We start from the raw sequence: 23,128 nt of genomic DNA, 5'->3' as shown, positions 1-23,128 counted from the left end.
ATACGCGCCCAACCGCACTTAGCCCTTCCCAAAGGGTGGATTGATCGCCGCAGGCGCGCTCGACACGTAAGCTAGGCTGAGCGATACGTCTTGATTATCGGATCAGGTCGAACCGTAGCGGCGATTGAAAACTACTGGTTTTGCCCTTTCATATCCGTTGCGAAATCGCGCATTGCGGTCGAAAATGCTTCACTGGAACAAGCGCTCAGCGAGTTCTGATCAATACTCGGGCTTTCATTCCAGAAGTAGACTTGGCCACCTTGAAAGATAAACATCTTTCGACCCGTGTAGCCGCCCAACCGGTTCTTTGAGTTGACAAGCCCGCAGGTAACTCCGTTTTTGGTCGTAACCTCGGAAAATTGCGCAGAGTTCGGATCGACAAGCTGACCCCTCACCGCGCGCTCAGCTTCACCCTCACACCCAGCGCAAAGCAGCGCGAGCGCCATGACCGCAAACCGCGTCATGCTATTCTCCCCAGAAGTCGATCGCGGTACGCCCCCGCTTATCGACTTCACACCAAGCCCTGGTGATCGGGGAGTTAGTAAACCGATAGCTCGGTCCCTACGACCTTTAGGCTGGGAAGCCCTGGACATACGTCGCAGGCTCCCCGACCATAAGGGTCAAGGATGTGTGGACCACATCGGGCAGTCCAACCGGCTATTCGGGGTTACTACGCCCCAGAGCCGTGCGTGGCGGCTCCGTCACCTGTATGAGAAATCGAGCGAGGTTTCTCAACAGCAACCTGCCCCAAGGCGCAGGATTTCGCAGAATAGCCAGCTAGAGCGGCACATAGCCGTAGGTCCGTTAGGTCCGTGGACGCTGAGGTAAGGTCCGCAGACCTAGAGACTGGGCCTGAGACGCTGGACGATCGATTGTATGATGTCGCCGCTGATCATGGAGGTGATGATGGGTGGCTTAGGCTCTGGCTCGGAACGATCGATCAACGTTGGCAATGTTGAGGACGCGCTCGCGCTCGACATTCGCGCGTTGCGACGACTGGGCATCGCACGGCCCGGTGAATGCGTATGTGACACCGTGCGCTGGTCGAACGGCGGGCTAAACGCACCCAGCGCACGCTTGCGCGTCGATCTGGGCGACGTTGAGCGCGGCGGTGGCATGCGTATCGTCAGCAACTTGATCGACGGCCCCGGCATGCAACACGTCGCCATCGAGGCCCTGCCTACCTCTTGGGGTGGATGGCGATTCTACCTTATATGCCCGATCACGGCCCGGCGGTGCGAAGTTCTGTATTATGCGGAAGGACGTTTTGCATCGCGTGCCGCGCAGCGGCTCAGCTATGCCACACAGAACATGACCGATCTTTCACGCGTTCGACGGAAGGCGGTGAAACTATGCCGTCGATTTAGCGGTACGGGGAACACTCCTCGCCCGCGCGGACGCAATCGCATTGAGATAGCCGCGAGGGTTTCCAGCGCCGAGTACGAGGCAAAGGCGATGTATTTAGATCGGCTCAGCGCAGCCGCCGAGCGGTCTGGTACCCGAGCGGGACCCAGTAAGAAGCGATAGCCCTCCGAGATCGCGGAAAAGCGGCCTACACCTGGATCGCGCCAGCTCATTTCAAATCAGCGGGTCCTGCCAAAATCGCACGATTCTGCGCACCGGCAGCCGTGTAGAAATCAGCGGGTCGCGCGGGGTTTTTCCTGACAACCGACCCGCCATGTTCTTAATGAGAAGACGGTCAACAATACGAGTGACCGCCATGATCGAACGCGCCGACTACGACCACTTGCTCGCCCATGCCTCTCGCCTCTTTCCCGGCGCTAAGATCGAAGTGAGCTACGGCGACGACGAAACCATTCATATCGACGTCGATGATCACCGCTTCACGTTTGAAATTGGGAGCGACGACGATCTCTATATCTTCGCCGACGGCGAAACCTTCTTCGAAATCCCCCCGATGGAAAATCTTGAAAGCGACTGGGATTTCTCCTGACACGCCTTCCGGCCCCGCCTTAATGGAAATGTCGGTCCCAAACTAAGGAGATGACCGACATGACGAATGAACCCGCAAAGGCTACCGCCAAGCCTGCATCGGACGCCAAAGGCTCAGCCAACTCCAGCGTGGAGATGGTCACGCTCGATCAACTGGCTCGCGAAGTGAAGATGTCGCCGCGTGACGCCCGAATGCTGCTGCGCCTCGCCGCAAAGCAAACCAAACTCTACCCGACCTTGGGCAAGGATCACGTCGCGAGGCAGCCATGGTCGTGGAAACCCGGCTCCAAGGCGTTGGACGAAGCGCGCAAGGCGCTCGCCGCAAATCACGAAGCAAGCTGAGGTCCGCTTGCTGCAATCCGCCAACCAAACTGGCCGAAATGATCCTACAGGGGAGTTTCGGCCAGTTTCCAGGTCTGCCCTTTCTTCACAACACCGATAGTGCGGGCCGCCTTGCGCAGCGTACGGTCGCTGATCGAACGCCTCTCTGCGTCCCTTACTACGTCTTTGATCCGCCGCTCGCCGGTGCGCAAAGCCCGACGCAAGAACTCCTGCGCTTCTTGGCTCGCGTCATTCGGACGCCCGACCTTGTTGCTCTTGTGTGCAAGATCCTCAGCGGTCAGGTCGCTTTCACCGCGCCAAACCAGCTTTGGCACCTTTCCTTTCGATCGATCGCCGCCGTCCAGCTCATAGAGCAGCGTTGCGCCACGCTCTGACAGGTTGTGTTTGATATGGACCAGCACGCGCGTTTGATCGTCTTCGGGATGCAACCCGATCATCACCGCCGATCGCGCCGCCGCCGTGATGTCGACCGAGCCCAAGCCGCGAAAGATTGCCTTGTCCTTGTCCGCCTTGTTCAGGTGCCGAAGCGCAATGATCGTCACATTCCGCGCCTTGGCGAGTTCAGCCAGCCTCGCCATAAATGGGCGGGTCTCGTTCGCCTTGTTCATGTCGATGCCCGACTGCATATAGGCTAGCAGCGGGTCCATGATTACGACGCTGACTTCATGTTCTGCGATATGGCGCTCGATATGCTCGAAGACCTCTTCTTCCAGCCGCAGGAACTTCCTCATAAACGAAATGCGGCGAAGGTCAGCGTTCATTCGCATGAGTCGCCTGACTAATGTTGTCTCGGGGTCGTCCTCGGCGCTCATGAACAGCACGTTTCGAGGCTCGCCTCGATCCTGCCCCGGTAGCGATCGACCGGACGATAACGCCGCCGCTATCTCGCAAAGCAGATAGGTTTTACCGACATTCGGATCGCCTTCGAGAAGGTTTACGGCTCCTTGGACGAGATATGGCTCCCATACGAAATGTACGTCGCGCGGGGTGAGGTTTGACATGAAATCGAACAGCCCTTCGTGTTCGGGCGCATAGCTGCTTATACTGTGCGCGATGCGTTCGACTTCCGACACGGCCAACGGCGGACGGCAGTGGGACTGATTTACCGCTAGTAGAGCGGTCGAGATTTGACCTTCCTCCAACCCCTGACGCCGCAATGCACCCGCGATGCTCGTCAACCGATTGTTGCGTTGTCCGGAGCGAAAGCCGGATCGCCCCTTCGAGCTTTCCTTGGGACGATCCGTTTTCTTTCGATATGCTCGGATCGCGTCCGCTATCGGCTCCGGCAATCGGGCGATTGGCGCACCGAAATCCGCAGTTTCATACGTGCCGCCCTCAGGATGCTTGGAACCCGGCAACAGCACATAGGTGTTCAGCAGTAGGTCCAGTTCCGGACGAAACTTCGTGATCGACCCGCCTAGGTCCCCGTCGTAGCGATAATATCGATGCGTCCCGTTGGGCGTCGTGGATTTGCGAGTGCGAGGCAGCTTAGCGATTTCGCGCACAGCACGCCCGCCCTTTGGACCATCGACATCAACGACGCAGATGCCGCTGCCAAAGGTCGAAGCCGCAAGATTAATGCGATCGTCCGTGCTGAGCCATTTCTTCACGTTCGCTATATCGTCGGTCGCGTCCTTCCAGCCCCGTCGGCAGAAGCGCGTATCTGGAACCTTCGAACGCGGGCCAATAGCGAGCACCTTCATCCCTGCCTCGATTGCCTGCTCGGCAACCTTCAGCATCGACTTGCCTCGTTTGCTTAGAGAGTTAGCCATTGCCGCCACCTCCCGATAGCTTTGCTATTTGGCGATTGATGTCCGCCTCAACCGCAGGCAGCGCGCTGAGATTTTCGATCTTGTAATGGAAGACCCGGAGCGTCGTTCGCTGCTTCTTCTCGTCCCACACGGGACGAATGAAAACGACCGACTCCCAGTCTGCTGGACGCCTCTTGTCCATCAGTTGGCCTCGCGCGCTTCCGCGAGCGCCGCAATATGCGCGTCAATCTCGCTCGCAAGCCAGGCAATGCTATGCGCGCCGATCCTGACGCGTTTCGGGAAACTCCCCGCAGCTTCGAGCCGCAAAAGGGTTGAATTGGAGATTTTAATGCCGCGACGGCGTAAATCAGCGCGGTCGTATAGATAGGTCGTCATAGATTTCTCGCTCCTTTCAAGGAGCCGGAGAGCTATGCGCCATTCGATACCTAATCCGTGGAACTTATCCCGACACAATCTTCCCTTGCCAGCCGACGATTGCCGAGCGCGTCAATCACTCCACTTGCGACCTTGCCCAGTTCTTTCTCATCAGGCGCGTTATCCGCGTCACGGTGGAGGAAGTACCATTGCTGCAAATGCGCGATCAGGTCGGAGCGGGTACGAGGAAGCAACTGCTCATGTAGAGCGTACCGCCACGCCTCATGCGCAATTGGCAGCCAATCGAATGTTTGGGTCTTGCGGGGTCGCTTCCCGGTTAATTTCGCTAGGCGCTCTTCGAGATCGAACCTGTCGATCGTAAGGGGCGCCCGTTGATCGGGATAAACGAGATAGGACCCTGATTGCACATCGATTTTGAACCACGGCGTAGTAGTGCGATCGGGTCCCAGCTCGTGACTGGTGCCTTCGTCATCTTCGCCGAAAGTGCGCAGCAATCCATTGACCACGAGATATTTAAGCCGCTCAGCAGCGCTTGCAGCCCGATCCCACGCTTCCACGTCGTTAGCGTCTCTACGGTCGGTTTCGAGCCATTTGTGGTCTTCTTCGTTCCAGGACTCCTGGAAGATACCTCGACCAATCATATTGAGTGCTTGGAGCGTCGAAGCGTAGCGTCCCGGTCCAATCGCACGAGACGAATCCTTTTTCACGGCTCGCTCCCCAATCCGATCACCTTTGGTTGAGAGACTGAAGCATCTAACCTCAGTTTTCCAGCGTCTGTCTTTCTCGGATAAGCTTAGCGGCCGTAGACCGTAGCAGCCCCCGAACCTCACAAGCTCGCGGCAGCTTTGTCGCTGAGGCGCTCCAAATATGCGCCCCAATCTTCAAGCGCAGCTCGCATCTCGTCCGCATACTCGTAACGGTTGTAGACAGCGGCAACGCCTGAAATCTTGCCACTCATGTGGTTCAGCACCTTCTCGATCACATGGGGCTGCACGCGCGCCTGTGCCATTCCCGAGGCAGCGGTTCGGCGCAGGTCATGGTAGCGCCAATCGTCCGCGCCCGTCGCCAACCAAAGCCGGCGCAATGCCTTGCTAAAACCGCTCACTGGCGATGTTCGTTTCGTTGTGAACACATAGTCGCAATCGAGGAAGCGCGGCACCTCAGCGAGCAGTTCGAGCGCATAGGCACTCAGCGGTACGAAATGCGCCTTGCCGTTCTTTGAACGCTCAGCCGGAATGGTCCACGTCTTTTGGGTGAAGTCGATTTCGCTCCATCGCATATTGGCCAACTCGCCCCTGCGTTGGCCAGTTGCGAGAAGCAGCGGGACGAACTGGCGGAACGGATAGACGTCGTTGCGACATGCCCTAAGGAGCGCGACGATCTCGGCATCGCTAAGTCGACGGTCGCGCGCAACTTCCTTGGTCGGCGCTTTAAGGCCGTTGGTTGGGCTGGTCTCGACGATGCCTCGTTCGATGCACCAATTGAACAATTTGCGCACATTGGCGAGGATTCGGTTGGCCTGATAATGCGCGCCGCGATCGACGGCACCATCCATGATCTCGATGATATGCTCGCGCCTGATCTCACGGATGTCGCGCTGCCCGAACACGGCGACCAGTTCGCGCCACAGAATGCGTTCGCTCTCCATCCACTTGCGATTGCGTGGCTTGGCGTAGCGTTCGATGAACTCTTTGACGACCGCCTCAACCCGAAATTCCGGCTGCCGACGACGCTTGGCCGGATCGGAGCCTTCATCAACGTGACGCATTGCCTCGCGCGCCCGATCGCGCGCTTCGGAGAGGGAAATGCGCGGATACACACCGAGCGACATCCGCTTTTGCTTCAATCCGTAGCGATATTTGACGTTGAAGGTCTTGCGGCCTTCCGGCGTTACGCGGACGCTTAATCCCGGGCAGACCGTATCCTGCACCTCGTACCGATCGGTCTTCGACTTGAGTGCGTCGAGCCCTTTGTTGGTAAGTGCTACTCGCATGTGCCATCCTTTCGATGGCAACCTAATAATCACGCATTTCCGCCATTCTCAAAGAAATAATCGGCTGCGGACATAGTGGATCGGAAAAGTTCAACCTGACACGATCTGCATCAGTGCTTATAGTGACCGGGGGGTGCTTCAGACCGATTTTGCTGCCACACGCTACGGACCTTCTGCGGTTACACAGGCCCCAGATTTTGACCGTTACGTAATTGCATAATGGGAGATGCACCTCCCGGCCGATGGGTCAGTTCGACAGTGCAAGGTGATAACGCGCATAGCGAAGTTCACCCGATCGAACGAGCGCTCCCATCTCCACCAATCCCGCGAGATCTCGCGTTGCCGTCGCGGGTGCCGCGTCGGTGATCGTCCGATAGTTCTGGGCGCTGAGGCCACCCGCGAACCCATCCACGCCTTCGGCAAACATGCGCAGCAGCGCTTTCTCTTGTCGTGGGTTGAGCTGATCTCGCAGGCGATCGAGCATGCGTGTCTTTTCGATCAGGAAGCGCACGCGGGCCGTGGTTCGTGCTTGAGCGGCAGTCACGATATCCGCGAACCAGGCCAGCCAATCGTCAATACGGTTGTCTTGGCTCGCACGATGGAGCGCGGCGTAATAATCCTTGCGATGCCGATGGATCGTCTCCGCCAGAGCGGTGAGCGTAGGAGCCTTCAGGCTTTGCGCGAGCGCCTTCTCCGCAATCGCACGTCCCAAACGGCCATTGCCATCCTCAAACGGGTGGATGGTCTCGAACCATAGATGTGCGACACCTGCTCGCGTGATCGCCGGCAGGGGCCTCGCTGCATCGGAGGCGGTAGCGTTGAACCACTCGATGAACCGCTCCATCTCCGCCGCGACGCGATCGGACGGCGGCGCTTCGAAATGGACGCGCGGCGCTTGCAAAGGCCCGGATACAATCTGCATCGGATCAGCATGCGTGCGGTAGCGGCCGACATCTGCGAGGTCGCGACGCCCGTTCATCAGCATCGCATGCCAATCGAAAAGCAGCTTGTCGCTGAGCGGTGCCTGATAGCTGCGATAGAGATCGGCCATGAGCTCAGCCGCGCCAGCCTCGGCGGCATTGGCCTTCCGACGATCGGCGGACAGACCAAGCTGCCGCGCCAATGAAGACTGCACGCTCGCCCGGTCCAAAAGCTCGCCCTCAATGGCAGAGCTATCGACGGCTTCTTGGGAAATGAGTTCAATCGCGAGGGCTTGGCGAGCCTCAACGTCCACATGGTGAAGGATGCCGACGATGATGCCGCCACCTTTGAGAAAGGCATCTTCCGCAGACCGAAGCGCGGACGCATTATAGGCGAAATGCGGCCAGTCCTCCTGCTGCCAGTTCCAATGCATGATCGACGAAGCTCCTTCTATCGATCATTATATGGCATATTTTGATTTATAAAACCTGCCTCAATCAATCTTGGCGCCTTGGCGGGAAATTTCCTGACGAGGGACCTCCAACTGCGTATACCGACACCATGAGCAATATGGCCTCGATCAATTGGCCGTGCTCAGTTGGCCCGACGCCGCCGCATTCCTACCGTCTGTTTCCCAACATCAGATCATGCAAGACTGACCAACATGGGTCCCACAGGGGTATCGGGCGCCTGCGCTTGTACGCTCGGACCTGCACCGGTTTGCTGCGGAATGCGAACACCAAAGAGTCGATCGATCAATTGTCTATGGACAATATGAAACGACTTGAGTACAAATAAAAAGGCCTAATATCAAACTCTTAATCAGCGGGTCCTAGGTTCGAGCCCTAGTGCGTCCACCATTTTCCTGGACTGGTTAGAATCGGCTCCGCTTCGGCGGAGCAAGCGCGCTCCCGTCAGCCGTCGCCGTCCGCCGCGCGGGCGCGGCCCAGGCCCATCCGCGCCAGCTCGGGCAGGCGGTCGGCGAACTGGTGCTTGAGGGCACCGGCGAGGTGGAGCAGCAGCAGCGCCAGCATCAGCCAGGCGCCGATTTCGTGCGCGGTCTCGATCTTCTCGTGCAGTTCGGCCTGTTCGGCGACGCCTTCGGGGGTGCGGCCCAGTTCCGTGATCGGGCCGATCAGCGGGATCGGCACGGCCTCCCATAGCATGCGCGGGGTGGTCCGCGGCTTGGGGGCCGGGCGGCCCGCGGCCCGGGCCCGCTCGGCGCGCTGGGCATTGGCATAGTCGGCGCCAGGCGAACCCAATGGCGGGCTCGCCGAGATCAGTGCCCAGCCCGAGAGCGGGATCAGCACCATCGCCGCATAGAGCGAGAAGTGGACGACATGGGCCAGCTTCGCCTCCCAGCGCGGCATCGGCAGGAACGCGGGTGGCTTGTGAGTCAGCCGCCAGACGACGCGGATCAGTGTCAGGATCAGGATCGTCACGCCGGACGAAACATGCCAGGTGAAGAAGCCGCGCGGCATCACATCGCGCAGCAGGCCCGACAGGAGATTGTAGAGCACCAGGGCGGCGATCGCCCAGTGGAGCAGGATGGCGACCCGCGTGTAGCGGCGGTTCGCCGCGGATCCCCATGCCGGGTCGGCTGCATCAACGGTCATCGAGAACCTTTCTGAATCTCGCGTCATCATAGGCCGGTCCGGCGCCCTGCAAACCGCAAAAGCACCGGCGGTCCGAGGTTCGCATCGGGCGGCATCGGGTTCAATGCGGCGGGCCCGATATTCCGGCAAAGACATTTCGTCTCGGCGCTGCCATGATTCCGCATCCGCTGCCGGCTATCGCGCAGCGAGTCTCCGGAGGCATCGGCATGGAATATCGCACGCTCGGCCAGGGTTTGCAGGTTTCGGCAATCGGCATCGGCTGCATGCCGATGATCAGCGGCGGCAACATCTCCTACGGCGCCGCCGATCGCGGCGAATCGATCGCGACGATCCATGCCGCGATCGATTGCGGCGTCACTTTTTTCGACACCGCCGAAATGTATGGTCCTTTCACCAACGAGGAACTGGTCGGCGAGGCGATCCGCGGCAAGCGCGACGGTCTGGTGATCGCCACCAAGTTCGCGATGCGCTGGGACGGCAACAATGCGATTGGGCTCGACGGTAGTCCCGACAATGCCCGGCGCGCGTGCGAGGGCTCGCTCCGGCGGCTGGGCATCGACACGATCGACCTGTTCTACCAGCACCGCGTCGATCCCAAGGTGCCGATCGAGGAGACGGTGGGCGGGATGGCCGAGCTGGTGCGGGAAGGGAAGGTGCGCCACATCGCGCTTTCCGAGGCCGGACCGGAGACCCTGCGCCGCGCCGCCGCGGTGCATCCGATCGCGGCGCTGCAGACCGAATATTCGATCTGGGAGCGCGATGTGGAGGACGAGATCCTGCCGGTCTGCCGCGAACTCGGCATCGGCTTCGTGCCGTATAGCCCGCTCGGCCGCGGTTTCCTTGCCGGCGGCATCCGCAGCACCGCCGATCTGCCCGCCGATGACTGGCGGCACAATGATCCGCGCTATTCGCCGGAGAATTTGCCCAAGAACCTCGCCATCGTCGATGTGGTGGCGAGGGTCGCCGCGCGCCACGGCGTCTCGAACGCGCGGATCGCGCTCGCGTGGCTGCTCGCGCAGGGCGACGATGTGGTTCCGATTCCCGGCGTCAAGCGGCGTGCGACGATGCTGGATTCGGCGGGCGCGCCGGATGTGAAGCTCGACGCCAATGACCTCGCCGAGCTCGACGCCGCCGCGCCGCGCGGATCGACCGCGGGCCCGCGCTATGCCGAGCGGGGGATGCGGATGGTGAAACTCTAGGCGCTTACCAGCGCGTCACCCGGCGGTTCTGGCGGTCGATCGACATCAGAATGCCGAGGCAGATCATGAAGGTCATCGTCGCGGTGCCGCCGAAGCTGATCAGCGGCAGCGGCACGCCGACGACCGGCGCCAGCCCCATCACCATCGCCATGTTGATCGCGACATAATAGAAAATCGTCGCCGACAGGCCGGCTGCGGTCAGCCGTGAGAAACGGCTGTTGGCGCGCACGCTGACGCCGATCCCCCAGCGGATCAGCAGGCCGAAGGCGATGATCAGGAAGGCTCCGCCCATCATCCCCCATTCCTCCATCATCGTCGCCAGCGCGAAATCGGTATGGCCTTCGGGGAGGTAATCGAGGTGGCTCTGGGTGCCCTGGAGGAAGCCCTTGCCGAACCAGCCGCCCGATCCGATCGCGATCTTGGACTGGCTGATATGATAGCCGGTGCCGAGCGGATCGCTTTCGGGATTGAGGAACACCAGCACGCGGTTGCGCTGATAGTCGTGGAGCACATAATTGACGATGATCGGGATCGACACCGCCATGGCCAGCGCGCCGCCGATGAACAGCCGCAGCGGCACGCCCGCGAGGAACATCACGGTTATGCCGCCGGCGGTGATCATCAACGCGGTGCCGAGATCGGGCTGGAGCATGACCAGGCCCGCCGGCAACCCGATCAGCACCGCCGCTGGCCAGATCGCCCCGAACTTGCGGATGTCCCCCGCCGGCAGAATCTCGTAAAAGCGCGCACAGGCCATCACGATCACCGGCTTCATCAGTTCGGACGGCTGCAGGCGGATGACGCCGAGGTCGAGCCAGCGCTGGCTGCCGCCCGCTACCGCGCCGAGCAGCTCGACGCCGACGAGCATGACGAGGATGGCGATGTACATCGGGAAGGCGCCGAGCGCCCAGAAATTGTCCGGGATGCGCGACATCACGATCGCCATCGCCAGGAAGATGAAGAAGCGCGTGCCCTGATTGAGCGCCCAGGGGCGGATGTTTCCGCTCGCCGCCGAATAGAGCACGACCAGCCCGAACATCCCGATGACGATGACCAGCAGGATGATCTTCCACGGAAGCTGCGAGATCTGGGTCGGGACCAGATCCGAACTGACCAGGCTCATTCTTCGATTTCCGCGCTTCCCCGCTCGGCAGCGGTCGCATCGATAGTGTTGCTGGTCGTCGCGTCGGCGGCCTCCGCTGCGACATTGCTCGCGGCGGCTTCGGTGTCTTCGGGAGCGGGCGGCGGCGGCGCCTGCTGCGCCCGCCTGAACGCCTCGGCCTGGGCGATGCCGCGCTCCTTGTAGGTGCCGCCCCAGGTCGGCTCGGCCTCGTGCAGCGACTTCATCGCCTGCGGCCGATCGTAGAGGAAGGTCATGATGTCCCGGCCGATCAGGGGCGTATCGAGATTGCGGACGGTGTGGCCGTTATGCTCGAGCACGATCGCCATCGCATATTTGGGATTGTCGGCCGGCGCGAAGGCGATGAACAGGGCGTGGTCGCGCATCTTGAACGGCAGCGCGGCATTTTTGAGCACGCCGCCGCGGCGTTCGGCCATGGTGATGCGGCGCACCTGCGCGGTGCCGGTCTTCGCGGCCATGGTCACGCCGGGAATGCTCAGCCGACTCGCGCCGCCGGTGCCGCCGTCATTGACCACCGCGAACATGGCGTCGCGGACGATGGCGATATGCTCGGGATCGACCTGTAGCGGTGCGGCGAGCTTGGCGGGTCCGTCGGCGACCAGCCGCGGCACGATCTCCCGTCCCGAGCCCAGCCGCGCCGCCATCACCGCGAGCTGGAGCGGATTGGCGAGAACATAGCCCTGGCCGATCGACGCGTTGAGCGAATCCGCCACGGTCCAGTTTTGCTTGTAGCGCTTCAGCTTCCAGGCGCTGTCGGGCACCACGCCGGTGCGCTGGGTGGTGAAGGGCAGGTCGAACTTCTGGCCCATGCCGAGCGACCGTGCGACCGGCGCGATCGCGTCATAGCCGTAGCGGCGCAGCATCTCGTAGAAATAGATGTCGCAGCTCTGCGCGACGGCGCGGCGCATATTCACGGCGCCGTGCCCGCCGCGCTTGTGGCAGTGGAACACGCCGTTACCGACCTGCAGCGCGCCGCCGCAATGCACCGTCGCCTGCGGATCGACGCCGTTCTGGAGCAATGCCAGCGAGTTCATCGGCTTGACCGTCGAGCCTGGCGGATAGAGCCCCTGCAGCACCTTGTTCATCAAGGGGACGTGATCGTCCTCCGAAAGCATCTTCCATTCGGTCTGGCTGATGCCGTCGGAAAAGCTGTTGGGATCGTAAGCCGGCATCGATACCATCGCCAGCATGTCGCCGGTCTGGCAATCGAGCACCACCGCCGAGCCCGAATTGGTGCCGAGCCGGCGGGCGGCATATTCCTGCAGCCCGGCGTCGATGGTCAGCCGCACCGACTCGCCGGGGGAATCGGGTCGCGTCGCGAGCTCGCGGACGAGACGACCATGCGCGGTGACCTCGACGCGCTTGGCGCCCGGCGTGCCGCGCAGGCGGTCCTCGAGCGTCTTTTCGATCCCGTCCTTGCCGAGCTTGAAGCCGGGCGTGACGAGCAGCGGATCCTTGTCCTTCTTGAACTGCTCGGCCGAAGCGGTGCCGACATAGCCGACAAGATGGCCGACCCCGGCGCCTAGCGGATAATTGCGCGCGAAACCCTGGGTCGCCTGTACGCCGGCCATTTCCGGCAACCGCACGATGACCGTGGCATAGCGCTCCCAATCGAGATTCTGGAGCACCTGCACCGGCTGGAAGCCTGCCGCGCGCTTGAGGTCGGTCTCGATGCGCGCGCGATCCTCCTCCGAGAAGCCCAGCAGCTTTTGCAGCGCGTCGATCGTCTTGGGCTTGTCCTCCATCCGATCGGGGATGAGGTCGACGCGGAAATCGGTGCGGTTGTTGGCGAGCGGCACGCCGTTGCGATCGACGATCCAGCCGCGCCGCGGCGGCGTCAGCGTCAGGTTGATGCGGTTGCTCTCGGCCATCAGCCGGTAGCGCTCATTCTCGAACACCGAGAGATAGGCCATGCGCCCGGCCAGCACGAGCGCGACGCCGCCCTGCAACCCGCCGAGCACGAGCGCGCGCCGCGAGAAGCTATATGCCTGGGTTGCTTCGGTGATCCGGACCATTACCGACGCTTTGTATCCCGATCGAGCCACGTACAGAAGCGGGCAATCACCGGAAAAAGCGCGGCGGAAATAACAATCTGGAACAACAGGGCGGTATCGACATGCGCATAGAGCGGGGCGGCGATCAGCCGGCCCGCGATCAGGCAGAACGCCATCGCGCCGCTGGCGATCAGCCAGTCCTGCCAGAAATCGCGCCACACCAGCCGCGTGTCGAAAATCTCGATCACGAGCACGCACACGGTCCAGAGGAACATCGCATTGCCGAGCGGCTGCCCGCTGATCATGTCATCGAAGAAGCCGAGCGGCACCGGCGCCCACACCTTCATCGAATCGGTGCGCACCAGCCGCCAGCCGAGCAGCATCATCAGTCCGAACGGCGGCATGAACGGCACGGTCGCGACGAACGGCAGCAGCGTCATCATCGAGCCGAGCACTACCGACAGCGGCGCGAGCCACACCGCGCGGGGCCGCTTCTCGCCGCGCCCGAGCGGAACCCACTCGATCGGTGTGTTCATGGCTTGGCCTTGCCCTTGGGCTTGGACGTCGGGGTCGGCGTGGGGGCGGGGGGCAGTTCGGGCAGGAAGCTCTGCTGCACCAATGCGAAATCGAGCGCGTCGGGATTGGCGGACGGTTCGGCCACGGCGACGTCGCGCCCGGCGCGGATCACCCGGGCGACGGGAATGTTGGGCGAGAAGATGCCCCCGGTGCCCGAGGTGACGAAGGTGTCGCCGGGCTGGAAGATCATCGTCGCGATGCTGGCCGAGCGGATATCCATCAGCCCGTCGCCACGGCCGGTCGCGATCGCCGGAAGCCCGTCGCTGGTGCGGCGCACCGGCACGATGCTCTCGGGATCGACGATCAGCAGGACGCGCGACGTGTTCGGGCTGGTCTCGATGATCTGGCCGATCAGCCCCGAAGCCTCACGCACCGGCATGCCGGGCTTCACGTGCTGCCAATTGCCGGCGTTGAGCGTGGCGTAGCGCCGCGTGCTGGAAGCCGAGGACGCGACCAGCCGGGCGATGACCACCGCATCGGTGGTGACGTCGCGCAGCTGCAGCATCTCGCGCAGGCGGCGGTTTTCCTGATTGAGCGTGCGGGCGCGGGCGACCAGCGTCTCATTGTCGGCGAGCTGCTTCTTGAGCCGCTCATTCTCGGCGCGGGCGTTCACATAGCCCGACACGCCTTCGGGCGCGCCGGCGATGCCGCCGCGCACCCAGGCGAAGGCCGAGGCGATCGGGGTGGTGATCTCGGCGAAGAAGCCGCGAACGGCAGCGAAGGCGGTGGGGTTGAACGTCGAGAGCAGCAGCAGGGCCGCGCCGATCGCCGCACCGCCGACCGCAGCCACATATCCCAGAAATAGGCCGTATTGCGCCCGCCGCGAAAACCCCGGGCGCCGGTTGCGTGGCGGCGCCATACCCCCTTCGTCCTCTCGTTAGACCTGGATCAGCACGCCACGGAACACGGGATCCTCCAGCGCGCGGCCGGTCCCCAGTGCCACGCAGGTCAGCGGATCCTCGGCAATGGTCACCGGCAGGCCGGTCTCGTCGCGCAGCACTTCGTCGATGCCCTTCAGCAGCGCGCCGCCGCCGGTCAGGACGATGCCCTGATCGACGATGTCGGCGGCCAGTTCCGGCGCGGTGTTCTCGAGCGCGATGCGCACCCCTTCGACGATCGTGCCGACCGGCTCGGACAGCGCCTCGGCGATCTGGCCCTGGTTGATCTGGATTTCCTTGGGCACGCCGTTGACGAGGTCGCGGCCCTTGATGTGGATGGTGAGGCCGATGCCGTCGAGCGGCGGCTTGGCGACACCGACTTCCTGCTTGATTCGCTCGGCGGTGGCTTCGCCGATCAGCAAATTATGGTTGCGGCGCACGTACGAGACGATCGCTTCGTCCATCTTGTCGCCGCCGACGCGGACCGAGGTCGAATAGGCCAGTCCGCGCAGCGACAGCACCGCCACTTCGGTGGTGCCCCCGCCGATATCGACGACCATCGAGCCGATCGGCTCGGTAACGGGCATGTCGGCGCCGATTGCCGCCGCCATCGGCTCCTCGATCAGGAACACCTGGCTCGCGCCGGCATTCGAGGCGGCGTCACGGATCGCGCGGCGCTCGACCGAGGTCGAGCCAGACGGCACGCAGATCACGATCTGCGGCCAGCGCATGAAGCGGCGCTGGCCATGGACCTTGCGGATGAAGTGGCTGATCATCTGCTCGGCGACATCAATGTCCGCGATTACGCCGTCGCGTAAGGGACGAATCGCCTCGATCGAGCCGGGGGTCTTGCCCATCATCAGCTTGGCGTCGTCGCCGACGGCCTTGACGCGCTTGACGCCGTTGATGGTCTCGACCGCGACGACCGAAGGCTCGTTGAGCACGACGCCGCGCCCGCGCAGATAGACCACCGTGTTCGCGGTCCCCAGATCGATCGCCATGTCGTGGGACATCATTCGGAAAAAGCGCGAAAACACCATGTATCGTCCCGTCCTGCGCGCGCGGAAACATCCGCATCGCGGTTCGAAAAAATTCTATCCCGTTTCCTCCGTCGGCGGATAAAAAATCCGGCCTCGGCGCAAAGCGGTTCTGGGTCGCGGGATGCCGTCGCTTGGGCTAGAGCGACACCCATGTCAATACGCCGTCTACCCGAGCATCTCGTCAATCGTATCGCCGCCGGTGAAGTGGTCGAAAGACCCGCCAGCGCGTTGAAGGAACTTGTGGAAAACGCGGTCGATGCGGGGGCGACGCGGGTCGCGATCCGGTTGGGCGCGGGCGGCACCGAACTGGTCGAAGTGATCGACGATGGCTGCGGAATGGGCCCGGCGGAAATGGCGCTGGCGCTGGAGCGGCACGCGACCTCGAAACTGCCCGAAGCCTGGTGGGATGATGGGGCCATCGATCGGGTGACCACCTTGGGCTTTCGCGGTGAGGCGTTGCCGTCGATCGCCAGCGTCGCGCGGCTGACACTGGAGAGCCGGGTGCGCGGCGGCGAGGGCTGGGCGCGGACGGTGGACAATGGCGAGGTTGTCGCCGAGGGCCCCGCCGCGCTGCCGCCGGGGACGCGCGTCCGCGTCGAGGATCTGTTCGCCCGCGTCCCCGCCCGCCGCAAGTTCCTGCGCTCGTCGCGCTCGGAATATGCCGCGTGCATGGACGTGGTGAAGCGGCTGGCGATGGCGCGGCCCGACATTGCCTTCTCGGTGGAGCATGACGGCCGCAAGGTGCTGCAGGTCCAGGGCGGGGAGACCCGTCCCGAGCGCGTCGCCGCGCTGACCGACCGCGCGCTCCAGGAAAACAGCGTCGCCATCGATTTCGAACGCGAGGGGATCGCGCTCGGCGGCGTCGCCGGGCTGCCGACCTTCAATCGCGGTGTTGCCGATCACCAATATCTGTTCGTCAACGGCCGGCCGGTGAAGGACCGCCTGCTCGCCGGTGCGGTGCGCGGCGCCTATGCCGAGATGCTGGCGCGCGACCGCCACCCGGTGGTGGCGCTGTTCCTCGAAGTCCCCGCCGACGCGGTCGACGTCAACGTCCACCCCGCCAAGACCGAGGTCCGCTTCCGCGATCCGGCGCTGGCGCGGGGGATGATCGTCAGCGGCCTCCGCCGCGCCCTCGATGAAGCCGGTCACCGCTCGGTGCAGCGCCCCAGCGAAGCCGCGTTGGGGATGTGGACCTCGGAACAACCCCGTCATCCCGGCGAAAGCCGGGACCCAGGGTCACAAGCGGCGCACTCTGAAACCCTGGGTCCCGGCTTTCGCCGGGATGACGATTTATGGACGCGCCAAGGAGCGGCCGTCCACGAACGCCGTCCAACCTTCCTCACCCCCGCTCCGCAAGGCCGCGCCGAGCCCGCGCACGCGCCCGTCCCCGAAACCATCGACTTCCCCCTCGGCGTCGCCCGCGGCCAGGTCGCCAAGACCTATATCGTCGCCGAAGCGCAGGACGGCCTCGTCTTGGTCGATCAGCATGCCGCGCACGAGCGCCTCGTCCTCGAACGGATGCGCCGCGCCATGGCCGGCGGCGGCGTCCCCAGCCAGCAGCTCCTCCTCGCCGAAGTCGTCGAACTGGACGAACCCGCCTGCGACCGCCTCGAAGCGCGGATCGAGGAGCTTGCCGCCTTCGGTCTCGAACTCGAACGCTTCGGCCCGCGCGCCATGCTCGTCCGCGCCACCCCGGCGGCGCTCGGCACCGGCGACGTCACCGGCCTCGTCACCGATCTAGCCGACGAACTCGCCAGCTTCGACGAGGCGCTGTCGCTCAAGGAACGCCTCGATCACGTCGCCTCGACCATGGCCTGTCACGGTTCGGTCAGGGCGGGGCGGGTGCTGTCGGTCACCGAGATGAACGCGCTGCTCCGCGAGATGGAGGTCACGCCGCATTCGGGCCAGTGCAACCATGGCCGGCCAACCTGGGTGAAATTGGCGCATGGCGATATCGAGAAGCTGTTCGGGCGGAAGTGATCAGTCCATCATCGCCTTGTGCCCGACGAACCCCAGCCGGGTGATCCCGGCGCGCTTGATCACCGCCAGCACCGCATCGAAGCGGGCATAATTCGCCTCGGGATCGGTGTTCATCTGCAGCACCGCGCCCGGCCGATCGCGGATCGCGGCGAGGGTGGCGGGGAGCGCGGCATCGTCGATCGCCCTGCCGTCGATGGTGACCGCGCCGGCCCGGTCGATCGCCAGCATATGCGGCTCCTCGGGCGCCGGCATCGACGGCCCGCTCGGCAGATCGACAGGCACCTTATGCGTCGCCAGCGGCAGGCTCATGATCATGACGATGATCAGCACCAGCATCACATCGATGAACGGCGTCACGTTGATCGCGTTGAAATAGGAGGGTTCGGAAGCGCGGGCATTGGCCATGACATCTCTCCTAACATTGTAATGATGCAACATATCATCGCAATGCCGGCGATCAATAGCCGATTGCGGGCGTCGCCGCGCGCGATGCGCCGCCGGTATCGCGTTATGCGGGTCCTCGCTTAACCTTTTGAAAAGGGAAGGGGATATCCGGGAATCAGCCTTGGCGCGCTCAGGGTTTACCGTCCGGCGTGCGCCCGAGATCGGCGACGCACATCACCCGATATTCCTTGTGCGGTCCGCAGGCGATCCCGGCATAGCGCATCTCGGCGGCGAACAGCGTCTTGCGGTGGCCGCGCCCCGGCACGGCATCGTCGACGATCAGCTGACGCACCACTTCCACGGCGCTCGGCGGGCCATAGGTGATGACCTCGGCGACATAATTGCCGCCGCCACGCCGCATCACCCGGTCGCGCGGGTTGGCGCCGTCTTGCGAGAAATGCCCGGTGCCGCCGCGCGGGCCCTGCTCGTCGACATGATCACCGGCGGCGCGGGCGAGCAGCCGCGAGGCTTCGATCGGCGCGAGCGGTGCCTGCCTTTCCAGAAAGCGGATCGCCTCATCGACCGCCGTGACGCCCTCGCTGGTGCGCAGGCCGGTCGGGTTGCCGGGATAATAGACGATCCTGCCGCGGAACAGCTTGCGATAGGCGCGCAGGCGATCGGCATAGGCGCGGGGTTGGGCGCGCGCGAAGTTGATCTCGGCGAGCACATCATGCGCCAGCGCCGGCTGGGCGGTTGCAAGCAGCAAGGGAATCAGCGGCATCGCATCAGCCTAGAACCGCGGCCGCGTGAACACAGCCCGAACAAAAGATTAATATCCATGCAACCGAGGCGCATGGCGCACGTTTTATCCGCAACTGCACAAACAAGGTTCGGTACGATGTCGAAGATGCTTCCCGTGATTTTCGCGCTGATCCCGCTCGCCGCCGTCATCGGCGCCTGCGTGTCCTGCCCCTGAGTTTCTGGGGGCTCAGCGTGGCAGCTCCGCCATGCACGCTTCCATCGCCGCCCAGATTCTCGGCCCATCGGTGATGTTGACCGAGATGAATTCATCGATCCCCTCGATTTCCATGCTCAGCATGTCGGAAGCCTTGAAGCGTTCGGCGACGCTTGCCGTCAGCGATCCCATCAGCGCCCGCTGACCGCTCGCCGATTGCGCGGCGCGCAGCGTCACCTTGTCCTGCCCGGCGGTGGATGAGAAGGAGAGCTGCGCCGGATACTCCTTGCCACCTTCCAGCGTCCATGCCGCGTTGGTCAGCCGCAAGGTGCCGGGGGTACCCGCCTTGTTGACGACGAAGGCCAGCACCGTGTCGCCCGAATTGGTGCCCAGCGAGCAGCTCGTCGGCTTGGCCTGGAGCATCCACTCGCCCAGCTCCTGCACATCCTGCGCCTGCGCGGATGTGGCGGCGAACAGCGCCGCAAGGCTCAGGATCGCGCGCATCTCAAAGCTCCGAATTGCAAGCCGCCAGCGCCGAGGTGATATCGCTCGCCTCGGGGATCTCGAAACTATCGTCGAAATCGACGCCGGGGATCTTCAGCCAGAAACCCTTCTTGCCGACCATGTTCTCGGTCATCCAAGATCCCGTCTCGGCGACCAGCAGATACGCGCCGCTCGGAGTCTTGTGGACGGTGAAGTCGGCGTTGACAGACGGGCGCCAGGTTTCGTCCTGCCATGAGAAAATGCCCGGCTTCACATCGCCTTCGCTGAGCAGCCAGCGATGATCGGCGATGACGAAATGGCCGGTGCCGCCGCTGTCCTCCTCGATGCTGACCGCGATATCGTCGCCGAACTGCGCGGTGGCCTGACAGGAATCGCTGGTGGCGGGGCCGATCGTCCACGCGCCGACATGCCGGTCCTCCGCGGGCGCGGTTCCGGCCAGCGCCAATGCCATCATCAACAAAGACATGCCCGCAATCTCCACGGCTTTTCCGCATCCTAGCTGCAAGTTTGCGCAAAAGAAAAGGGCCGCTCCGGCATTCCGGAACGGCCCTTTGTCTATTGGCGCAGAACGCGTCGGGCTCAGCCCTCCGCGGTCTCTTCGCTGGCGTCGTCGGCGGCCGGAGCCTCCTCACGCGCTTCGGCGGTCGCGCCCGGCTCGGCGTTGGGATCGTAATCCTCGACGAAGCCGGTCTCTTCCTTCTCGAACATCGCCGCCATCACGTCGACGCCCGAAGCCTGCATCTCGGCCTCTTCCGGCGAGCGGGCGACATTGACCTTGACGGTGACCGACACTTCCGGGTGCAGCTGCACGCGGACGTCGTACACGCCGATCGCCTTGATCGGCTTGTCGAGAACGACCTGCGACTTGGCGACCTTGTGGCCGTCGGCGACGAGCGCTTCGACCAGATCGCGAACCGCGACCGAACCGTAGAGCTGGCCGGTGTTCGAAGCCTGACGGATCAGCGTGACCGACACGTCGTTGAAATTGCCGGCTTCCTTCTCGGCGTCCGAACGGCGCGAAGCGTTGTCGGCTTCGATGCGCGCGCGGTTGGCCTCGAAGACCTTGCGGTTGGCTTCGTTGGCGCGCAGCGCCTTCTTGTTCGGAAGCAGGTAGTTACGGGCGAAGCCGTCCTTGACCTTCACCACATCGCCGATGTGGCCGAGCTTCTCGACGCGTTCCAGCAGAATGACATCCATGGATCCGCTCCTTACTTGACGATGTAGGGCAGCAGGCCCAGGTGACGGGCGCGCTTGATGGCCTGGGCCAGCTCGCGCTGCTTCTTGGCGCTCACCGAGGTGATGCGCGACGGGACGATCTTGCCGCGCTCGGACACGAAGCCCTGGAGCAGACGGACGTCCTTGTAATCGATCCGGGGAGCGTCCTTCGCCGAGAAGGGGCAGCTCTTGCGGCGGCGGAAAAACGGGCGTGCCATGATGGTTTCTCCTTAGCCTTCGTAACCGGCATCGTCGCGGTCGCGACGGCCACGGCGCTCACGGTCGCCCTTGCGCATCATCACGGTCGGACCTTCTTCCAGCGCATCGACCTTGACGGTCATGTAGCGGATGACGTCTTCGTTGATCTGCGTCTGGCGCTCCAGCTCGGCGACTACGCCGGCCGGCGCGTCGATCTCGAGCATCACGTAATGCGCCTTGCGGTTCTTCGCGATGCGATAGGCGAGGCTGCGCAGACCCCAGGTCTCGGTCTTGACGACCTTGCCCTTGTTGTCGGTGACGATCTTGGTGGCGGCTTCCGCCAGTGCGTCCACCTGCGCCTGTGCCAGATCCTGGCGCGCAAGGAACACATGCTCGTAAAGAGCCATGCTTTCTTCTCACTGTTGGCCGATCGCTGACGCCGCACCATGCGGACGCCCCTCCGGCTGTCGTTCAAAATGCATACGAGCGGGAAGCGCAGGGCTTTCCGCTCGCGAAGGTGGCGCCTTTAACGGGTCGGGTGGGGAATGGCAACCCTGATCCTCCCCGGCACGGGGAGGGGGACCGCCAGCGAAGCTGGTGGTGGAGGGGGCTCTCCGCGAGCGCATCGCTTGCGGCACGCCCCCTCCGTCAGCCTTCGGCTGCCACCTCCCCGTGCCGGGGAGGATCGCTACTGATTCTTTCCCGGCTCGGCCGCGCGCAGATCGGTGATGACGCGCCCGTCAGCGGTGAACCAGCCTTCGGGATCATCCTCATCCTCGATCACGAACGGGATCGGTTCGCCGATCTGGCCGCAATTCGGGCGGCGCGAGGAGGCGATGCAGACGAACTTCTCGCCTTCGAAGCGAACCATCACCCATCCCTTGCCGCCATTGGGCAGCGGATAGTCCGAGCGCAGGTCGTAGACCTTGCCGCGCTTGAACTTCTTGGGAAAGTCCGGCGCCGGGAAGCGTTCGCCGGCAACGCCGCTCGGGAACCAGCTATACGATTCGAGCTCCGCGGCGGCGAAGAAAGTGTCGCGCGGATCGCCATAGAGACGCGCGCGCAGCGCCTCGATCCGGCCTTCGCGGCGGCGCGCTTCCCATTTGTTGCGATTGATCTCGCGCACGTCGCGCATGTGCATGGCGACGGTGTTGAAGCGGATGTTGAAGGCGTTGGGGATGCCGTCGGCGGTGGTGATGTCGCCGGTGAACTCGTTGGCGCCGCAGATGCCGGTCCAGCGGCTGCCGTCGGCCTGGAACAGCTCGCAGCTGCCGTCGCTCACCCGGCGGCCGGTCAGCGAGCCGATCTTGAGACCTTCGGGCCCGCGAAAGCCGTCGACCGCGTAGAAGAAGCCGATCACGCGCGGGCCCTGGAATTCGAGCACGACCTTGACGCCGCCGCCCACCGTCGCCTTGCGGCAGCGCTGGTCGCGGTACGGGCAGGGCACGTCGCGCGCGCCGCGCGGCTGCTCGGCCATGACGGAGGACGTGCCGGTATAATTGCCGAAATAGGCGACCTTGCCCTCGAAATCCGCGTCGAGCAGGCCGTCGCGGCCATCGGGCGCGGCAAGCGCCAGCGTCGGCGCTAGGAGAATCGTGAGCAGGGCAGTGATCGTCGCGCGGATCATCGGGGGGCATCCTTCGTCGGTCGCGTTAACCATATCACTAACGCGGCCGAAACGAAGAGCGATTCTTGCGCGACGAGAAAACGACGGGACGCAAGCCCCGCCGTTTCCCGCTTTCCCCGCGATTAGCGCAGGATGTTGGCGAAGATCGCCGCGATGATCCCGCTGGTCACGCCGACCAGAACCGCGTCGTTGCCCGACTGGACATAGCGGTAGCCACGCGGCGGCGCCTTCAGGCCGCGATACTGGCGGTAGTCGATCTGGCGATAGTTGCGGGCATAGCGGCTGTCGAACCGCTGGCCGCGCTGCCAGCTGCGATACTGGACCGGGGCGGGCTTGTAGACGGTCTTCTTGACCACCTTCACCGGCTGGTGACGCTGGCCCCAATTCTGGGGGGCGGCGAGGGCCGGGGTGGCGACGAGCGAAGCGGCAACCGCCGCCATCAGAAACTTCTTCATGACTGCTTAC

At 63.5% G+C, this 23,128-nt stretch carries 26 protein-coding genes; 5 read left to right on the top strand and 21 right to left on the bottom strand.

The window, feature by feature from the left end; genetic code table 11:
- Window positions 1-131: 131 nt before the first annotated feature.
- The gene (locus KF730_RS09745; RefSeq protein ID WP_294094355.1) at window positions 132-464 is read right to left on the bottom strand and encodes a hypothetical protein; all 333 of its coding nucleotides are present in this window, start codon (window positions 462-464) and stop codon (window positions 132-134) included.
- A gap of 415 nt (window positions 465-879) precedes the next feature.
- On the opposite strand from KF730_RS09745, the gene KF730_RS09740 reads away from it, so the two are divergent.
- The 3 genes from KF730_RS09740 (at window position 880) to KF730_RS09730 (ending at window position 2,295) form a co-directional block, all read left to right on the top strand.
- Window positions 880-1,527: a hypothetical protein gene (locus KF730_RS09740; protein ID WP_294094353.1), complete on the top strand. Its 648-nt coding sequence runs from the start codon at window positions 880-882 to the stop codon at window positions 1,525-1,527.
- A 193-nt stretch (window positions 1,528-1,720) separates the two neighbouring features.
- A complete protein-coding gene (locus KF730_RS09735) occupies window positions 1,721-1,954 on the top strand; it encodes a hypothetical protein (RefSeq protein WP_294094352.1) in 234 nt (77 codons plus the stop codon).
- Window positions 1,955-2,004: 50 nt separating this feature from the next.
- A complete protein-coding gene (locus KF730_RS09730; protein ID WP_294094349.1) occupies window positions 2,005-2,295 on the top strand; it encodes a hypothetical protein in 291 nt (96 codons plus the stop codon).
- Between the two features lie 44 nt (window positions 2,296-2,339).
- Here the strand turns inward: KF730_RS09730 and KF730_RS09725 are convergent, their stop codons facing one another.
- The 6 genes from KF730_RS09725 to KF730_RS09700 form a co-directional block, all read right to left on the bottom strand.
- Window positions 2,340-4,034 carry an AAA family ATPase gene (locus tag KF730_RS09725; RefSeq protein WP_294094347.1) on the bottom strand — a complete coding sequence of 565 codons (1,695 nt, stop codon included), beginning with the start codon at window positions 4,032-4,034 and terminating at the stop codon, window positions 2,340-2,342.
- 213 nt (window positions 4,035-4,247) lie between these two features.
- A complete protein-coding gene (locus KF730_RS09720) occupies window positions 4,248-4,442 on the bottom strand; it encodes an AlpA family phage regulatory protein (RefSeq protein ID WP_294094345.1) in 195 nt (64 codons plus the stop codon).
- 50 nt (window positions 4,443-4,492) lie between these two features.
- Window positions 4,493-5,149, bottom strand: coding sequence for a hypothetical protein (locus tag KF730_RS09715; protein ID WP_294094342.1), 657 nt, complete (start codon window positions 5,147-5,149; stop codon window positions 4,493-4,495).
- 119 nt (window positions 5,150-5,268) lie between these two features.
- Window positions 5,269-6,435, bottom strand: a complete 1,167-nt coding sequence (locus tag KF730_RS09710) for a site-specific integrase (protein ID WP_294094340.1) — start codon at window positions 6,433-6,435, stop codon at window positions 5,269-5,271.
- A gap of 247 nt (window positions 6,436-6,682) precedes the next feature.
- Window positions 6,683-7,789 (bottom strand): Fic family protein, encoded by a 1,107-nt coding sequence (locus KF730_RS09705; protein ID WP_294094338.1) that lies wholly within the window; start codon window positions 7,787-7,789, stop codon window positions 6,683-6,685.
- A gap of 481 nt (window positions 7,790-8,270) precedes the next feature.
- On the bottom strand, window positions 8,271-8,972 hold the full coding sequence (locus KF730_RS09700) for a cytochrome b/b6 domain-containing protein (RefSeq protein ID WP_294094336.1): 702 nt from the start codon (window positions 8,970-8,972) through the stop codon (window positions 8,271-8,273).
- A 206-nt stretch (window positions 8,973-9,178) separates the two neighbouring features.
- On the opposite strand from KF730_RS09700, the gene KF730_RS09695 reads away from it, so the two are divergent.
- On the top strand, window positions 9,179-10,171 hold the full coding sequence (locus KF730_RS09695; RefSeq protein WP_294094332.1) for an aldo/keto reductase: 993 nt from the start codon (window positions 9,179-9,181) through the stop codon (window positions 10,169-10,171).
- A 4-nt stretch (window positions 10,172-10,175) separates the two neighbouring features.
- Here the strand turns inward: KF730_RS09695 and rodA are convergent, their stop codons facing one another.
- The 5 genes from rodA to KF730_RS09670 all read right to left on the bottom strand — a co-directional run bounded on the left by rodA (window position 10,176) and on the right by KF730_RS09670 (window position 15,800).
- Entirely contained in the window at window positions 10,176-11,294 is a 1,119-nt protein-coding gene (gene rodA, locus KF730_RS09690; protein ID WP_294094330.1) for a rod shape-determining protein RodA, read from the bottom strand.
- Window positions 11,291-13,327, bottom strand: a complete 2,037-nt coding sequence (gene mrdA / locus KF730_RS09685) for a penicillin-binding protein 2 (protein ID WP_294094328.1) — start codon at window positions 13,325-13,327, stop codon at window positions 11,291-11,293. The genes rodA and mrdA overlap by 4 nt, the downstream gene beginning before the upstream one ends.
- The gene (mreD, locus tag KF730_RS09680) at window positions 13,327-13,842 is read right to left on the bottom strand and encodes a rod shape-determining protein MreD (protein WP_294094325.1); all 516 of its coding nucleotides are present in this window, start codon (window positions 13,840-13,842) and stop codon (window positions 13,327-13,329) included. The genes mrdA and mreD overlap by 1 nt, the downstream gene beginning before the upstream one ends.
- The gene (gene mreC / locus KF730_RS09675) at window positions 13,839-14,672 is read right to left on the bottom strand and encodes a rod shape-determining protein MreC (RefSeq protein WP_365973344.1); all 834 of its coding nucleotides are present in this window, start codon (window positions 14,670-14,672) and stop codon (window positions 13,839-13,841) included. The genes mreD and mreC overlap by 4 nt, the downstream gene beginning before the upstream one ends.
- 87 nt (window positions 14,673-14,759) lie before the next feature.
- The gene (locus tag KF730_RS09670; RefSeq protein WP_294094320.1) at window positions 14,760-15,800 is read right to left on the bottom strand and encodes a rod shape-determining protein; all 1,041 of its coding nucleotides are present in this window, start codon (window positions 15,798-15,800) and stop codon (window positions 14,760-14,762) included.
- Window positions 15,801-15,950: 150 nt separating this feature from the next.
- Between KF730_RS09670 and mutL the strand changes: the two genes are divergently transcribed.
- The gene (mutL, locus tag KF730_RS09665) at window positions 15,951-17,780 is read left to right on the top strand and encodes a DNA mismatch repair endonuclease MutL (protein ID WP_294094318.1); all 1,830 of its coding nucleotides are present in this window, start codon (window positions 15,951-15,953) and stop codon (window positions 17,778-17,780) included.
- On the opposite strand, the gene KF730_RS09660 is transcribed toward mutL, so the two are convergent.
- The 9 genes from KF730_RS09660 to KF730_RS09620 form a co-directional block, all read right to left on the bottom strand.
- A complete protein-coding gene (locus tag KF730_RS09660) occupies window positions 17,781-18,185 on the bottom strand; it encodes a biopolymer transporter ExbD (protein WP_294094316.1) in 405 nt (134 codons plus the stop codon).
- Between the two features lie 169 nt (window positions 18,186-18,354).
- On the bottom strand, window positions 18,355-18,945 hold the full coding sequence (locus KF730_RS09655; protein WP_294094314.1) for a CAP domain-containing protein: 591 nt from the start codon (window positions 18,943-18,945) through the stop codon (window positions 18,355-18,357).
- Window positions 18,946-19,152: 207 nt separating this feature from the next.
- Complete coding sequence (locus tag KF730_RS09650; RefSeq protein ID WP_294094311.1) at window positions 19,153-19,623, bottom strand: hypothetical protein; 471 nt, start codon at window positions 19,621-19,623, stop codon at window positions 19,153-19,155.
- 1 nt (window position 19,624) lies between these two features.
- Window positions 19,625-20,089, bottom strand: coding sequence for a hypothetical protein (locus KF730_RS09645; protein ID WP_294094309.1), 465 nt, complete (start codon window positions 20,087-20,089; stop codon window positions 19,625-19,627).
- Between the two features lie 113 nt (window positions 20,090-20,202).
- Window positions 20,203-20,820, bottom strand: coding sequence for a 50S ribosomal protein L9 (rplI, locus tag KF730_RS09640; RefSeq protein ID WP_294094308.1), 618 nt, complete (start codon window positions 20,818-20,820; stop codon window positions 20,203-20,205).
- Between the two features lie 11 nt (window positions 20,821-20,831).
- Window positions 20,832-21,056 carry a 30S ribosomal protein S18 gene (gene rpsR / locus KF730_RS09635; RefSeq protein ID WP_010543816.1) on the bottom strand — a complete coding sequence of 75 codons (225 nt, stop codon included), beginning with the start codon at window positions 21,054-21,056 and terminating at the stop codon, window positions 20,832-20,834.
- Between the two features lie 12 nt (window positions 21,057-21,068).
- Window positions 21,069-21,443, bottom strand: coding sequence for a 30S ribosomal protein S6 (gene rpsF / locus KF730_RS09630; RefSeq protein WP_294094307.1), 375 nt, complete (start codon window positions 21,441-21,443; stop codon window positions 21,069-21,071).
- A gap of 281 nt (window positions 21,444-21,724) precedes the next feature.
- On the bottom strand, window positions 21,725-22,663 hold the full coding sequence (locus KF730_RS09625; RefSeq protein WP_294094305.1) for a hypothetical protein: 939 nt from the start codon (window positions 22,661-22,663) through the stop codon (window positions 21,725-21,727).
- A 122-nt stretch (window positions 22,664-22,785) separates the two neighbouring features.
- Window positions 22,786-23,118, bottom strand: coding sequence for an RcnB family protein (locus KF730_RS09620; protein WP_294094303.1), 333 nt, complete (start codon window positions 23,116-23,118; stop codon window positions 22,786-22,788).
- Window positions 23,119-23,128: the final 10 nt, after the last annotated feature.

This window comes from Sphingomonas sp. (genome assembly GCF_019635515.1).
Classification (GTDB): domain Bacteria; phylum Pseudomonadota; class Alphaproteobacteria; order Sphingomonadales; family Sphingomonadaceae; genus Sphingomonas.
This window is presented reverse-complemented; position numbering and strand designations above follow the sequence as displayed.

What these genes read in the sequence shown, in the direction of transcription:
- rplI (WP_294094308.1), bottom strand. Translation starts at nt 20,820, where the DNA reads ATGGATGTCATTCTGCTGGAACGCGTCGAGAAGCTCGGCCACATCGGC.
- KF730_RS09700 (WP_294094336.1), bottom strand. Translation starts at nt 8,972, where the DNA reads ATGACCGTTGATGCAGCCGACCCGGCATGGGGATCCGCGGCGAACCGC.
- KF730_RS09625 (WP_294094305.1), bottom strand. Translation starts at nt 22,663, where the DNA reads ATGATCCGCGCGACGATCACTGCCCTGCTCACGATTCTCCTAGCGCCG.
- rpsF (WP_294094307.1), bottom strand. Translation starts at nt 21,443, where the DNA reads ATGGCTCTTTACGAGCATGTGTTCCTTGCGCGCCAGGATCTGGCACAG.
- rodA (WP_294094330.1), bottom strand. Translation starts at nt 11,294, where the DNA reads ATGAGCCTGGTCAGTTCGGATCTGGTCCCGACCCAGATCTCGCAGCTT.
- mutL (WP_294094318.1), top strand. Translation starts at nt 15,951, where the DNA reads ATGTCAATACGCCGTCTACCCGAGCATCTCGTCAATCGTATCGCCGCC.
- KF730_RS09705 (WP_294094338.1), bottom strand. Translation starts at nt 7,789, where the DNA reads ATGCATTGGAACTGGCAGCAGGAGGACTGGCCGCATTTCGCCTATAAT.
- KF730_RS09645 (WP_294094309.1), bottom strand. Translation starts at nt 20,089, where the DNA reads ATGTCTTTGTTGATGATGGCATTGGCGCTGGCCGGAACCGCGCCCGCG.
- mrdA (WP_294094328.1), bottom strand. Translation starts at nt 13,327, where the DNA reads ATGGTCCGGATCACCGAAGCAACCCAGGCATATAGCTTCTCGCGGCGC.
- KF730_RS09670 (WP_294094320.1), bottom strand. Translation starts at nt 15,800, where the DNA reads ATGGTGTTTTCGCGCTTTTTCCGAATGATGTCCCACGACATGGCGATC.
- mreD (WP_294094325.1), bottom strand. Translation starts at nt 13,842, where the DNA reads ATGAACACACCGATCGAGTGGGTTCCGCTCGGGCGCGGCGAGAAGCGG.
- KF730_RS09660 (WP_294094316.1), bottom strand. Translation starts at nt 18,185, where the DNA reads ATGGCCAATGCCCGCGCTTCCGAACCCTCCTATTTCAACGCGATCAAC.
- rpsR (WP_010543816.1), bottom strand. Translation starts at nt 21,056, where the DNA reads ATGGCACGCCCGTTTTTCCGCCGCCGCAAGAGCTGCCCCTTCTCGGCG.
- KF730_RS09710 (WP_294094340.1), bottom strand. Translation starts at nt 6,435, where the DNA reads ATGCGAGTAGCACTTACCAACAAAGGGCTCGACGCACTCAAGTCGAAG.
- KF730_RS09745 (WP_294094355.1), bottom strand. Translation starts at nt 464, where the DNA reads ATGACGCGGTTTGCGGTCATGGCGCTCGCGCTGCTTTGCGCTGGGTGT.
- KF730_RS09650 (WP_294094311.1), bottom strand. Translation starts at nt 19,623, where the DNA reads ATGCGCGCGATCCTGAGCCTTGCGGCGCTGTTCGCCGCCACATCCGCG.
- KF730_RS09740 (WP_294094353.1), top strand. Translation starts at nt 880, where the DNA reads ATGTCGCCGCTGATCATGGAGGTGATGATGGGTGGCTTAGGCTCTGGC.
- KF730_RS09620 (WP_294094303.1), bottom strand. Translation starts at nt 23,118, where the DNA reads ATGAAGAAGTTTCTGATGGCGGCGGTTGCCGCTTCGCTCGTCGCCACC.
- KF730_RS09720 (WP_294094345.1), bottom strand. Translation starts at nt 4,442, where the DNA reads ATGACGACCTATCTATACGACCGCGCTGATTTACGCCGTCGCGGCATT.
- KF730_RS09730 (WP_294094349.1), top strand. Translation starts at nt 2,005, where the DNA reads ATGACCGACATGACGAATGAACCCGCAAAGGCTACCGCCAAGCCTGCA.
- KF730_RS09655 (WP_294094314.1), bottom strand. Translation starts at nt 18,945, where the DNA reads ATGCCGCTGATTCCCTTGCTGCTTGCAACCGCCCAGCCGGCGCTGGCG.
- KF730_RS09695 (WP_294094332.1), top strand. Translation starts at nt 9,179, where the DNA reads ATGGAATATCGCACGCTCGGCCAGGGTTTGCAGGTTTCGGCAATCGGC.
- KF730_RS09725 (WP_294094347.1), bottom strand. Translation starts at nt 4,034, where the DNA reads ATGCTGAAGGTTGCCGAGCAGGCAATCGAGGCAGGGATGAAGGTGCTC.
- KF730_RS09735 (WP_294094352.1), top strand. Translation starts at nt 1,721, where the DNA reads ATGATCGAACGCGCCGACTACGACCACTTGCTCGCCCATGCCTCTCGC.